Here is a 13,245-nt window from a genome sequence, read left to right as displayed (position 1 = left end):
TTTATAATTATCAATTATACGCAAGTACAATACATTAATAAATTAACTTTTAACCTTGTTATAACTCTATATAAGTCAGAGTCTTGAATTAAGCGTGGTTGTATGTATATATATCCCATTTTGCCTTTTGCAGGAATATCTTCATCTTTAATAATGATATTATAATCAACCCCTAGCACAGCAAACATGTCATATTTTTCCTTCATAATGTTTTCTATGTAATTTGTCATATATTTTTTATAAAATTCTTTATCTTTTGTGTATTTTTCGAGAACTTCTGCTTTAACTAATGCTTTATCTACATTATTCATTTCCGAAAGATCTCTGATCTCCCCTTTTACTTGAAAACGCATTCAACCCACAAATCAATCACTATTTGAAGTAGCTTCAACAATTATCGTTCCGTTTTCTGCTGTATAACCATTTTTTTCTTTTTTAACTCTATTAGGTTTTGTAGATACACGATAAGTATAGTCTTTTCCATAAACAGGTTTTTCAGGAGTTTTGCAATTTTTATCTAAAAAATCTTCTATCAATTGAATATAAATGCTTTCAGTATTTCGACTCGGTGTAAACAAGACTTTTGTTGTATCTATTGCTGAAAGATTTACTCTCTTGAAAATAGTTCCATAATAATTTGTTATAAATTGTGCACCATCTTCAACTAATTTACTTGATTGTACTGCGTTTACCGTAATTGAGCCAGTGTTACCATTAACTTTTGAAGGTTTAAATCCACTAAATACAATATCTTCATTTTCTTTTACATTTATTTTTAAAACGCTTGCTATTCTACTAATAACAGCTTTTTTTACATCACTTTCTAAGTTTCCAGATGGACTTACTTTTAAATCGTCATTTTTAATTACGGATAATGATAATTTTCTTACAATTTCTTCTGTTTTATATTTAACAATAAATTTTGTTGTATTGTATAAGTAACCATCACTTTTCAGCGCTTTTATTTCTAATGAACCATCTGAATCCTGAGTTGGTTGCACATAATTACCAAATTCATAGTCAACTCCTTCTTTTGCTCTAGAAGAAAACTTAATTATTTCTAATTTTGCACTATTAGATGCAGCGTCTTTTATATTTGCGCTCGGTTTTAAAGTAATGTTTTTTAAATCAGCTAAATTTTTATTATATTTAATTGTTAAAACTGCTAAGTTATAAAAATAATAACTTTTATCAGTTGCTTTTACCAATACATAACCATCATCATCATTTGAAGGTGCTTTATAATTTTCCAGCACATAATCCACATCAATTTTTGCTAAACTATAATAACTTGAAACTATTCTTTGCACTTCTGATTTTGCACTATCAAATGAAGCACTTTTAATCGCTATGGAATTAGTTGGAAGACTACCAAGATTTACTTTGTATTTTAAAGTAAATTTAACAGAGTTTATTAAATAACTACTATTTGTTTTTGCATTAACTATGATAGATCCATCTGTTGTTTTGCTAGCTGCTTTGTAATCACCATAATCATAATCAACACCAGCTTTTGCAAATAAATTGTAACTTGAAATGACTTGGTCTACTTTGGATTTAACTTTTTCCAAAGAAATTTCTTCAAAAGATAAAATATTATTAATTATTTTTGCTAAATCTGTTTTGTATTTTATTGTAAATTTAAAAGAATTTATTAAATAATGACTGCTTTGAAGCGCAATAACTGTCAAAGAACCATCGGATGTTGCAGTTGCTTGGCTATATGAATCAAATTTATAATCAATATTTTCAATAGCTTGACTAGCATAAGATTCTATAATAACAGCAGCTTTTCTTTTAATAGAAGTTTCTGCATTATCTGAAGAAGATATTTCTTTTTCTTTTATATTACTTAAATTGAATAAATTTTCAAATTTTCTTACATAATCATATCTCAAAGTAACTGATCCTTCAAAATTAGTAGACTCTTTTTTAGCTTTGATAATTGCACTAGATGTTGAAGGTTGTTCTATAAATTTAACTTCATTAACATTTAAATCTAAGTTATCATTGATAATATTTAGTTTAGAAACTAGTAATTTCAATGATGGTAGATCTTCTGTATCTGAAATATTACCTAAATCTTTATTGTCAATTTCTCCTAGACGTTTTTTTTCTATAACTATTGTATAAGTAAAAGTAACCTTTAATGAGCCTGTAAAACTTGCAGAACTACTTTTAGCCTGAATAATTGCAGATGAAATTGTTGGATCTTGTGAAAAATCAACATCACTTTCAGTTAAATTTAAGTTATCATTTTTATCATTCAAGTTTGTAATTATCAATTTTAGTGAAGGAAGATTATCTTTACCCGAAATACTACCAAGATTACTATTTTTAATTTGTGCAAGTTGTTTTTTATCGCTTGAAATTTTAGCTTTAAAAGAAAAAGTAGCAGTTCCAGTTATTAAATTACTCTTGTTTGAAGCAATTATTTTAATATTCCCAGTCTCATCACCATCAGATCAAAAAAACTTAGAGTCAAAATCTCTATTTTTAACTATTTTAATAGAAAAAGTTTGGTTTATTTTATTAATAACAGCTCTTTCTGCTGCTGTTTTAGTGTTAGAATCAATATCAATAGATAAATCATCCCCTTTTAAAGAAGATAAATTTACTTTTTCCACTTCATTTCGAGAGCAAGAAAACACCAAATTTCCAGCACTGACCGTAAGCATAAAACTAGACATAAGTAACAACAATTTTTTCATAAATAATAAAGACCCCTTTAAATAAATTTCAAATTATTTTTAACATAAAGTATTTTTACTACATAAATTATAATACTATTTAAGAAAATTTCAGAAATATATAAAAAAACTTAGCTTATTTTTTTATTAACAAAAACTTAAAAAATGAATCAAAAAAACCAGTTATTAAAACCTTGCTTCTTAATTAATATTTAAGATTTTATTTGTAAACAAGTTCAAATTCTTCAAAAACTACCACTAAATCTTCATCAAAAACAAAATTGTTATCTTTTGCTATTCTTCTAAAAAATTTACTATGATTATTTTTTCATGACTTTAGATTCTTATCTTCTCCTTCTAATTTGCAAATTTCATATGTCATATCACCATATCTTATAAAACTAACTTTGGTTGTTTTTATTATACATTTTGGTTGATTATAAAAGTCAGTAACTATGGCATAATCGCCAATGCAAGGCAAATTTTCTTTTTCAATTTCATACTGTTTTTTGCAAGATAAACTGGGAAAAATAAATTCTACACTAGAAAGAGGTGTAGAATTTTTTATGTCAAAAAACCTAACTGTAGAAGAATGAATGAAAATAATTCAAATATATAAAAAACAAGGAATTCAAATTGCAGAACAAGAATATCGTATAATTAAAGCAAAACAGATTAAATTTTCACAATTTATTAAAAAAAGAATAAAACAAAAAACTTATTTAGTAGATAATTATGGTATGAAAAGTTTAAATAGAAAAAAAGGCTCTGGAAGATACAAAAAAAGAGATGATTCTGATATTCCAGGAATAATTAGTGATCTAACTGAAGAGCAAAAAATAGAAATAATTGAAGATTGAATAAAAAGTCAGAGAGATAAAAAGGAAAGAAATGCGATTAGCAAAATAAAATCTCTAAACATAAGTATGAAAGCAAGAATTATATCAATGCATAGAACAACATTTTACAAAAAACCAAAAGTTAGAAGATATAAATACAATAATTTAAAAAACACAGTTGAAGAAATATTAAAGGAGTCCAAGTTTATATATGGTAGCAGAAAAATAAGTGTTTTATTAAAAGAAAAACATATGTCAATCAACGATAGAACTTTAAGGCACTATCTAAAAAGATGAGGTTTTATAATTAAAACCCGAATTAAAAAAAGACAAGCAGAATCAAAAAATATTAATACTAAATTTAAGGATTTAGTGAAGCGCAATTATAATCCTACTATAGACAATATAATTGCTACTGATGTTTCTTACATTCCGGGTTTGGTAGAAGGAAATAATTACTATTTATCTGCAGCTATTAGTCATAAAACTAAAAAAATTGAATCATGATGTTTATCAAAAAACAACAACTCGCAATTAGTTATAGATACTTTAAATAAAATTAATAAATCAAATTTTATATTACATTCAGATCATGGCTCTCAATACTCTAGTAATGAAGTTATAGAATTGGTAAAACAAATGAATTGTCAAACTTCAATGAGCAGAGTTGGCAATTCCTTAGATAATAGAGAAATAGAGTATTTTTTTAGTTGTTTAAAAGGTGAGTATCTAAATCACATTAATACAAACAAAATGAATATTGATGAAATTTATAATCATATAGATTGATATATAGATTGATATAATAATAAAAGAATACAAAAAATTTTGAATTGAAAAACGCCAGCTACTGCCGGCGCTATTATTTAAAACTGTAGAATTTGTTTTTCCCAGTTTAAGATGACGTAGCTTTTTTAACTCCAATCATTACTAAATTGGCTAAATTATTAGCCAATTTTTTATTATTTCCAAAGTAGAAATGCTCTTTATAGCCAATATTTTGTTCTATATTTTGTTCTTTAATAAATTTGTTTCAATATTTATCTATATTTGTATTCATTTTTATCCTTTTAAAATACCAGTTTAATAAACTCATATGTATATTTATGTATACAAAATATTCTAATAATTTATACCAAAAATATTCAAAAGCTAACTATAAATAATGCTTATTTTTTATTTGTAACATTTTTAAATAAAGTATTATTTCACTCTATGTTATAGCCTTTTAATTGATAAACTTGTGATTCTTTCAAGTCTGATTCTACTACTTTATGATTAATTATAAATGTTCTAACTGAAATTGCATGTTCTCCATTATTAATAAATATCTCCATACAACTTCTGTCAATTAATATTCTTAAAGAGTTTATTTTTAAGTCTTCAAAGTTGATAACTGAAGGTAACTCCACTTCATCATTATAGTCCATTTTTGATCTATCAACTATAAATTGCTTGTTCTTATTGGAAATAATGATTTGTTTATTATCACTTTTTATCTTTATTTCAAAGTCCTTGTTAGCAATATTATCAGCTAGCAATTCGACAGTTCCATTTTCATAGTTAAAAAGTCCACTTTTTGAGTTGATTTCACTTGTTCTTAAATTATTCATCTCTTCAATTGGATATTGATATAAATTATTATTAACTTCACTTAGCTTTCTTGGGACAGTTAAGTTGTTACTTCATGTTGTTAACTCTTTAGGAAATGGATTTGATCTTGAATTACCTAATCAACCAAGCATTATCTTTCTATCAGCAGTATTTGAAAATACTTGAGGAGCATAAAAGTCAAAACCTAGATCTATTTTTCTCAAATCACTCAAAAATGAAAAACTTCCATTCTCTTGAAAATCAACTTTTCGATATTGCACAAAATGACTTCCATCTTTTAATGAAGCGTCTTGTTCAAAACAAGCAAAAACAAATTCTGATTCATCAATTTTAAAATAGTTAGGACATTCAACCATATATGAATTTTGTTCGAAGTTTTTATCTAATTCCACTTGATTTTTAAACTCTCATTTATTATCAACAAATTCATGGACTGCTAAAACCCCTTTTTTATCGATTGTTTGAGCCCCATTTATCATAAATAATTTATTGTGTTTTTCAAATACAACAGGATCTCTAAAATGACCAGTATATTTTTTTAAATCACATTCAAATAATAATTCTTTACTAACTAGTTTTTCTTTTAAATCAATTAAAGCTCTTAAAGTATAACTTGTTCTTTCTACATCATTAAATTCAATATTTCCAGTATAATAAATTTCCATTTCACCTTTATCATTAACTCTTGCACTCCCTGAAAATACTCCATGTTTATCATAATCGTTTGATGGAGTTAAAGTAATCCCCTCATATTGATAATTAATAAAGTCTTTTGTTGTGTATAGAGCTCATGATTTATTATAGTGATAAATACTAAATGGACAATTTTGCATAAAAATGAAGTATTTACTATCAAAAAATACTAATCCATTTGGATCATTGATTGAACCACAATATCCTGATAAATGAAATTGATTATTATATCAATCACTTTGTTTTTTTGTATGATATTCATTAAATAAATCTAAATCTTTGTCTGTTATTAAACTATTTCTTTCTCATTTCATATTTTTTTACCTTTTTATACCTTTCAAAAGTGTTTTTTTAATTAATTTTTAATGCTATTTTCAGCCAATATTTCTAATCATATTGCTATAAACTTGGTTGAATTTAAAATCCAACTTTCTTAAAAAATAACAAAATAGCTATTTTTATAACTTTATTATAAAACATTTTTTGTTTTATAACCCATATAATTGGCAATTGATATAATAGATTTTTATTTAAAAAGGTTATTTTATACTTAAATTTTTTTTTATAAACTTATAGTCTATATGATAAAATGAAAAAGAGTGAGATGAGGAAATGAATAATGAAAAGAATGTTAAGCCTTATAGGTGTTTTTACTATTACAACATCTATAAGTAGTTATGCAATTGGTTGCAATAAAATGTCGTCAAAGTTTCCTGATATGGAAATGATGACAGATAAACAAATTTTTGATAAGTTTGAACAACAATTAAAAAATGATACATTATATATTAATAATATTGATGATATTAATCAAATTATTTACAATGCTTTTATTTTAGATTTATACATTGTTTTTGGTAGCAGCTTTGAAATACTAAGAGAAGGTTATTTTGTATCTTCACAATTGATGTCAGAAGATAATGAATCTTTAACAATCAAATTAATTGTTAAACCAATTCAAAAAATTGATGATAATTTTAAAATTATAGATGATAAAGCAACATCAAAAGAATTTAAAGTAGCAAAGCATAATACTTTAGTTAAAGTAGTTGAATTTAAAGAACATGTTTTTGAAGTTAGTGGAGATAGTGTTATAAAGGAGAAAATTTTAAACTACAGTAAAATTATTGGTCCTAAAATAAGTTTATATCGCGGCTATGATCCTAGTGATTTTAAATGTTTGAAAAGTTTTAAAATCGACAATAAAACTCAAAGCATTGTAATTGAACTTACACCAAATTATACAGAAAAAGAAATAGAAATAGTTTTTGAAATTTCTGGTGATAATATTGATTGAGGTACTGAATTAACAATTTATGCAAAATCAATTAAGAAAGGATAAGTATATGAAAAAATTATTAAGCTTATTATCAGTGTCTAGTATTTCAATAAGTAGTGCGTCGTATTTAACTTCATGCACAAATCCACAAACAAAACCTTTTATTTACAAAGAAGAAATATTAAGAATATTTAAAGCACAAATAGTTAATAGAAAGAGCGGATTTTCTACTTTCAGAGATATTGAAGCAGATGTTTTTTCTGCTTTTACAGACTATGATTATATTACTTTAGATGAATCAAAAGCAAATCAAGAAGGATATTTAATTAAATTAGAAAATATTGGTGAAGATTCTTTGCATTATAATATTAATTTTAAATTATATGCAATAAAAAAACAAGATAGTAAATTTGTAGCAGATAAAAGTGAAGCTCTTGTAAATCAGTCTTTTCAAGTTTTAAAATCAGTATATCATACTGGAGTAGAATTAGAAACTGGTTTTATAGGCGTTACTGAAGCAGGAACTAAGGATTTAAAAATACTTAATAAAGAAAAATTAAAAAATGTAACAATTGGTTTTGTAAGTTATGAATATTCGTATTTGTTAGAAAGTTATTCAGTTGATTTAAATGCTGGATATTTACACTTAAAATTTCAAGAAAATAAGTTAAAAGAAGATGTCTTATTACTATTAAAACTTAACAGCGAAAGTCTTGGAAGTTCAACTCTACAAGCTAAAGTTTATACAAAAAAAATTGATAGTATAACTCTTTTAAACGAAAAAAACGATAATGAAACTTCAAATATGGGACAAAGGTTTGAGTTTTTTGTTGATAGAGGTCCTACAATAAATAATTTAAAAATTGATTTTTTCTATCGATTTAATGACCAAGAAGTTCACTTTAAAACAAAGTATGATATTTTTAAAAGATTAGACGATGGTGTTTTATATGTTTCAGGATATTTATTTTTTGATAATGATAATGTAAATAATTACATTGCGTCCTGAGAAGGAAAAGACCCTACTAGTGTTGTTGCGATAATTACAGCTGATGGTATCAAAACAACTGCGAGTCATATATTTAGTATTAAAAATATTGATTTATTTAAAAATTATAAAAACAATTTAAATTTAACTCAAAAAAAAGTTTATTCTGTAGATATTGATACTAATAGTATAAAAAATCTTGTTTTAAAATTTGATAAAAAACTAAGTGATATAACATCATTTGAATTCCAAAACGGAGTCAAAAAAAATGATTATGAAATAGACTTTAGTAATGAAACAAGCATATCAATAAATGCTATAAAGTATGTTTATGATGAAGATCCATTGAAAGTAAATATGAACTTTGACTTTGTATTTAAATCAGATAAAGGAGAAGATTTAATATATAATTTTAAAAATTATAGTAAAACTATTACAATTAATGATGATGATGAATGAGTTGAAGAATAAATTAATATTTAATTTAAATATTAACATGTATTTATAACAATAAAGTTTGAAAAAACCATTTATATTTTAATAAATGGTTTTTCTTTTTTTGGTATGCAAAATTAGATTATATATAAACTTTAAAAACTCTAGCCAAATTATTGAATATTTTATATACTTGCATTTAAATAAAGTATATTATAAATTTTTTTAAAATAATAACTAATAATATGCAATAACTTGATTTACTTTATAAATATAAACATCCCCTACATACCTATTAAAAATAGTTTTTGAAACATAAACTTTATTCTCAACACTATCATAACTAATAATTGATTTTAATAAAGCCATCCCAGTTGATCCAGATAAATGAGTATTATTTTTAATTTGTGTTTTTGACAATGTATAGAATATCTTGACAATATCTTTATTACTATCATCAACAGTTTTTATACTAGATATAAATATATAATAGTTATTTGCAATTCTACTTACAGAACTTACTAAAACATTACCCAAATTATCTACAAATACTGAATCAATATCACGATTATATTCTAAACCTATTACACTATTTGATGCTTTTAAATTAGCTTGATCAATATCATAGCGATAATAAGTTCAAAAGCTTGTGTTTTGCATTGATTTAGTAAATATATGAATTGAATTATTTTTTAAAATAAACTTAATTTTTTTACTTTCATCATTACCTAAAGCACTACTTAAATTTACTTTATGCAAAATATTTGAGTTTAATACTGTATAAAATACATAATTTTTGTTTGTTGCATAAATAACTTGATCATCATAAATTTCATAATTTGAAATTTCACCATAATCTCCTGATACACCTATTCTTTCACTAAATTGTAAGTTTTTAAAACTAAATAAGACGTTTGTTCCATTTAATATTAACATGTTGTCATTTGAAAACTTAACATCTTGAACATCATCAATCAGCAATTCATCAGCATCTAGTTTAGTGAATGTAACTTCATCAGAATCAACAGTTAAATTTACAACAATTGGATTTATATCTTCAAAGCTAACCAGAATTGAATAATCATTTAGAGCAAATACATTTTTAATACTATTTGCCTTAACATTAAGTTTTTGTTCTAAATCAATATTTACTTTTTTGTTTGTTAAAGTGTTATAAATATAAAACTTGTTAATTTTAGTATTTGTAATTGTTCGATAAAAATACATATCTGCTTTATCTGATAGACTCAGAAATTTATTTCAATTTTCTATTCAAACATCATAAGAAAACTTATTTTCATCAGTTTCAAGAATATTATTATCCCCAATATATGATAATTTAAAAACAATTGTTCCAAATAAATAATCTTCACTAGTCATAAAAGGTTTTACAAAACTTACTTTTAGTTCCCCCTGACCACTAAAAGAATTTGATTCTAACATGACTTGATTTTCTTGAACATCATAATCATTTACTTTAGAAATTGTTTCAATAATTTGAGTTTTATTATAATATGTTTGACCTTGCTTTTTAAAATAAATTGTACTTCATGGAACAACTCCTAAATAAGTATTTTTCAAAACTGTTTGAGCCTTGATAGGTCCAGTTAGATTTCCTTTTAAAATATTTTTAAAAGGATTGAATATTTTTGGTAAATCACTTTTTGGAGCGACACTGTACTTTCTTAAATTTTCGTCGATATTTATTTCTAAATACCTATTTACATCATCGTCACTACATTGTGAACTTTGTACAATAATTTTTTTTATTTTTTCTGTTCAAATTTCTTTTTGATTTTCAACTTGCTCACTATCATTAAAAACTGTTGTAAATGTAATTTTATTTAAGTCATATTGTGTTTGATTGTTTTTACCTATGTTAACAAAACCTCAAAAACCTTGTTCATACTTTAAACAAAATTGAGAATCACGATCATAATAAGTTGTAAATTTTTTTGCATCAATTTTATATTTTTCATAGTTACTTTTAAATCCTTCTTTATTTGAATAATATTCATAAACATCATTAGTTGAAACTTCTGCAAATGAGTTTATAATTTCTTGATCTACTAGTTTATCAATTCTTTTTTCTGGTAAAAAATTAACTGTCACACTTCCATAAGTATTAATAAAATATTTTAAGTAATAATCATCTCATGAACTTTTATCATAGATTTCATCAAAGTTAAAATTTACTTTATCAACATAGTGATAAGTTTGATTGATAATTTCTTCTTGTTTAAATTTGTATTCTTTAATTTCTTTAGGAAAATAATATTTATTAATTAAAGTATCGTATAAATTATTAAAATTATCAACAAGGTCAATTTCACCAATTGAGTCTGTATTTAATAATTTAGAAGCTTGTACTTTATAATCAACATTAAAAGTTATATTTTTATTTTCACTAAAATTTAATGTAAAAGTATTACTGCTTTTATCAATTGTATATTGTGGAAGTTCTGCTCCAATTTTGTTTGAATCATTTGATACATAATTTAAAAACTCTTTGACATTTTGATCATCTAAATTAATCAAAAATATTTTGTGTTTGCTTAGTTTTTCAAACTCACTGTATTGTGAATCGTTGTTACTAGATTGATTATTTCCCACATTACTACTTTGTGGTGAACTACATGATACTGCTGTTATGCTTGCTGAAAAAATAACACCAAGCAATGTTAAAAAATTTAAAATCTTTTTCATTTTAAGGTCCTCTCTTTTTATAATTGTTTTTTTGGTATAACAAAATAAGCTATTTAATAATAAATAGTTTTTTATTTTTTTAATTTAAATTGTGTTTATTTGAATTATTTTAATCTTTTAGTTTACTTGAAATTTTTAATCTTTTAGTTTACTTGAAATTTTTAATCTTTTAGTTTACTTGAAATTTTTAATCTTTTATTTTACTTATATTATTTTAATCTTTTAGTTTACTTGAAATTTTTAAATTTGAGCATGTTTATAACCATAACTCGAGTTTACTTGAAATTTTTAATATGCGAGCCTGTTTATAACCCTTAGCGCTCTTATTTACTTAAATAGAAACGATGATGTTTTAATCCATTTGAAAACAGTGCATTTCTCTAAGTTCTTTATAACACTAATAATCTAAAATAGCAACAAAAAGTTTAATTTTTTTTTAATTTTCAATTAATTTATAAAAAAATATTTGCTTAATTTAAATTTATATCTAGAAGAAAATTAAAAAAGAACTATCAAAACTAGTTCTTTTTTAAAATCTATAATGATTCCAATAACTTTATTTTTCTTAATTCAGGCTATTAAAATCAGTCTTCGTCTAAACCTCTTATTTGTTCAAGAAGCTCTCTTAATTGATCATCTGAGTATTCGTAATAATCACTTTTTTTAGTTTCTTTTTTATTCATGTTATCCTCCTTTGTTTTATTATAGTATAGTTAAATAAATTAAGTTAGAATAACGGAAGTTAAGTAGACCATTTGCAAATATAATAAATGGTCTTTTATATATTAAAATTATATTTTATTTGTTGTAAATTATTGTAAATATTTGAGAACTTCTTAAAATAATAATAAAAATTTTCCTTATTTTCAAATTTATTACCAAAAGTTTTATAAAATTTTTGTTTAATTCATCCATTTAGACTTTCGGTTGGTGCATTATGTTTAAAGCCTTTTTTAGACATAGAATGAACTATAAAATCATTTTCATTTACATAGTTAAAAATAAGCTCATTAGCAAAGGCAGAACCTCTATCAGATTGTATTATCTTTTGATTTGCTTTTTCAATGGCATAGTTATTTGTTTCTTTAAAAACAGATAATGCACTATTTGAATTTTCACTTTTATCAAAACTATAACTAACTATAGTTCTTTTTTCTCAATCATATGATATTAAACAATTAATTTTACTTCTGTTTTTTCCATTATTTAAAAATATCTTAAAGTTTGTTCCATCCATACCAATTATATTTGGTCGACTATAATTCATTTCCACCAAGTCTTCTCTAACATAGATATTATGTTTTTTTGATTCTGATTTCTTAACACTACGTTTCTTTCTACTTGGATTATTTAATATTCATGGATGATCTACTCTAATTTTTCTAATCATTTTTTCAGATACTTTTACGCCTTTATTTACATAAATTCACTTACTTATTAAATTTGCGCCGCTTTCAAACTATTATTTTTTAGATTATATCTATTATTAGTTTTTTGGCTATTGTATATCTAGGACTATTAAAATTTGGTAAATCATTAAAATATAGACCATTTTTAAATATAATTATTGGATTCTCTAAATTATTTTTTAGTTTAAACTTAGAAAATGTATTTTTATGAATTTTAAAATAACTAATTAATCTATTAGTTCCCAAGCCATGCTTTGCAATAAAATAATATATTTGACAGCATGCATAATGTTTATAAGCTTTTGTTGCCATTATCATTATCTTGTCCTTCATGCTCATCTTCAACATGTTCAACATTATAGTTGTTGTTCAAGAAGGTATGGACTTTTCCAAAATTTCTTTACTTGCCATTGCTAATATCTTTTCTTCTTTTTCGAACTTTAATTGTTTTTTTAAAAGTCTAATTTTTTCTTTTAAAACTTTATTTTCTTTTTCTTTTGTTTTTAAATCTTTAGATACAAATTCTTTTTTTAATTTTTTACTCATTATTTCGACTTTTTTGCATGTTTTAATTCTACTATCATAATGAATA

Annotated in this window: 10 protein-coding genes; 3 read left to right on the top strand and 7 right to left on the bottom strand. The window is 23.7% G+C overall.

Translation table 4 applies throughout. The features are described from left to right. Positions 1-14: 14 nt before the first annotated feature. Positions 15-2,711 (bottom strand): hypothetical protein, encoded by a 2,697-nt coding sequence (locus SHELI_RS02420; RefSeq protein ID WP_069116342.1) that lies wholly within the window; start codon positions 2,709-2,711, stop codon positions 15-17. 199 nt (positions 2,712-2,910) lie between these two features. Beyond that, positions 2,911-3,210, bottom strand: a complete 300-nt coding sequence (locus SHELI_RS06090; RefSeq protein WP_269745962.1) for an ASCH domain-containing protein — start codon at positions 3,208-3,210, stop codon at positions 2,911-2,913. 46 nt (positions 3,211-3,256) lie between these two features. On the opposite strand from SHELI_RS06090, the gene SHELI_RS06025 reads away from it, so the two are divergent. Next, complete coding sequence (locus SHELI_RS06025) at positions 3,257-4,399, top strand: IS3 family transposase (protein ID WP_198146107.1); 1,143 nt, start codon at positions 3,257-3,259, stop codon at positions 4,397-4,399. A 25-nt stretch (positions 4,400-4,424) separates the two neighbouring features. Here SHELI_RS06025 and SHELI_RS06020 read toward each other — a convergent pair whose 3' ends face one another. Together SHELI_RS06020 and SHELI_RS02405 are read right to left on the bottom strand one after the other, a co-directional pair. Next, positions 4,425-4,589, bottom strand: coding sequence for an ASCH domain-containing protein (locus tag SHELI_RS06020; RefSeq protein ID WP_157087574.1), 165 nt, complete (start codon positions 4,587-4,589; stop codon positions 4,425-4,427). 109 nt (positions 4,590-4,698) lie between these two features. After that, positions 4,699-6,150 (bottom strand): glycoside hydrolase family 32 protein, encoded by a 1,452-nt coding sequence (locus tag SHELI_RS02405; protein ID WP_069116338.1) that lies wholly within the window; start codon positions 6,148-6,150, stop codon positions 4,699-4,701. Positions 6,151-6,455: 305 nt separating this feature from the next. On the opposite strand from SHELI_RS02405, the gene SHELI_RS02400 reads away from it, so the two are divergent. Both SHELI_RS02400 and SHELI_RS02395 read left to right on the top strand, forming a co-directional pair. After that, on the top strand, positions 6,456-7,178 hold the full coding sequence (locus SHELI_RS02400; RefSeq protein WP_069116336.1) for a hypothetical protein: 723 nt from the start codon (positions 6,456-6,458) through the stop codon (positions 7,176-7,178). Between the two features lie 4 nt (positions 7,179-7,182). Beyond that, positions 7,183-8,574, top strand: coding sequence for a hypothetical protein (locus SHELI_RS02395; protein ID WP_157087573.1), 1,392 nt, complete (start codon positions 7,183-7,185; stop codon positions 8,572-8,574). Positions 8,575-8,775: 201 nt separating this feature from the next. Here SHELI_RS02395 and SHELI_RS02390 read toward each other — a convergent pair whose 3' ends face one another. From SHELI_RS02390 to SHELI_RS02380, 3 genes are all read right to left on the bottom strand, one after another. Next, positions 8,776-11,244, bottom strand: a complete 2,469-nt coding sequence (locus SHELI_RS02390; protein WP_069116332.1) for a hypothetical protein — start codon at positions 11,242-11,244, stop codon at positions 8,776-8,778. Positions 11,245-12,022: 778 nt separating this feature from the next. Further along, a complete protein-coding gene (locus tag SHELI_RS02385) occupies positions 12,023-12,634 on the bottom strand; it encodes a hypothetical protein (RefSeq protein ID WP_069116330.1) in 612 nt (203 codons plus the stop codon). Between the two features lie 79 nt (positions 12,635-12,713). Then, positions 12,714-13,199 carry a hypothetical protein gene (locus SHELI_RS02380; protein ID WP_069116328.1) on the bottom strand — a complete coding sequence of 162 codons (486 nt, stop codon included), beginning with the start codon at positions 13,197-13,199 and terminating at the stop codon, positions 12,714-12,716. Positions 13,200-13,245 lie beyond the last annotated feature (46 nt).

Origin of the sequence: Spiroplasma helicoides (genome assembly GCF_001715535.1) — a bacterium.
Taxonomy (GTDB): Bacteria; Bacillota_I; Bacilli_A; order Mycoplasmatales; family Mycoplasmataceae; genus Spiroplasma_A; species Spiroplasma_A helicoides.
The sequence above is the reverse complement of the archived record's forward strand: the minus strand, read 5'-3'. Positions and strand labels throughout refer to the sequence as shown.